This is a genomic window from Nitratidesulfovibrio liaohensis, assembly GCF_011682075.1.
Taxonomy (GTDB): Bacteria; Desulfobacterota; Desulfovibrionia; order Desulfovibrionales; family Desulfovibrionaceae; genus Cupidesulfovibrio; species Cupidesulfovibrio liaohensis.
On the sequence record NZ_VSMK01000691.1, the window covers coordinates 1 to 786 of the forward strand.

The 786-nt window shown below is 70.2% G+C and carries 1 protein-coding gene; it reads left to right on the forward strand.

Annotated features, from left to right (window positions below):
- Positions 1-432: 432 nt before the first annotated feature.
- Positions 433-786: DUF1858 domain-containing protein (locus FVW27_RS17800; RefSeq protein ID WP_243838555.1), on the forward strand; the 354-nt coding region annotated here is incomplete at its 3' end.

Consider the following 786-nt stretch of genomic DNA (forward strand, 5'->3'; position numbering starts at 1 on the left):
GGGCGCACCGCGCATGGGGCGCGCCAATCGCGGAGTCGCGGAGTCGCATGCTGTGCGGGGCGCCGCGCGGGCGGCCCGGCACTGGCGTGCGGAAACGGCTCCATTGCCGTGTTCGGGGATATGCCGACGAAGCGCGGCCCTTGTGCTTTTGCAGACCGGAGGGATTTTGTCCAGTGCGCGGGCGCGCGCGGGATGACCGACGGGCAGCACGAAGCAGACCGTACCGCGCATAGCAGCCTCCCGTCACCGCCGTGCGCCCCGCCCCCCTGCCGTTCCGGAAACATCCGTGGTATGCTGTCCTTCGTGACGCCCGTCACGGCACATGGCCGCGCCCTGTCCTACCCTGATGGCACGACCGGCCATGCGTTTCCGGCCACAGACCGTTGCCGCACCGGGCGCACGACGCACCCACGAACCCCCACGGGAGGCCCCATGCATCTCGCCCCGTCCACGTCCATACACGATCTTGTCTCCGAGCACCCCTACCTCATCGACGTGCTGGCCGACTTTGCGCCCGCCTTCGCCAAGTTGAAAAACCCGCTTCTGCGCAACACGCTGGGCCGGGTGGCCACCTTGCAGCAGGCGGCGGACATCGCCGGGCTGGAGGTAAACGGCCTGATGCTGCACATTGCGCGCGGCGTGCTGGACCATTCTTCCGAAGCCGTGACCATCGTGCCCAAGGGCGCGCCCGGCACCGGCGCAAAGCCCGGCCCCAAACCCGCTGCCGAGACCGGGGCATCGCCCTGCGCCACCACCTGCGGCACCCCGTGCGATGCCGGGCAGGCG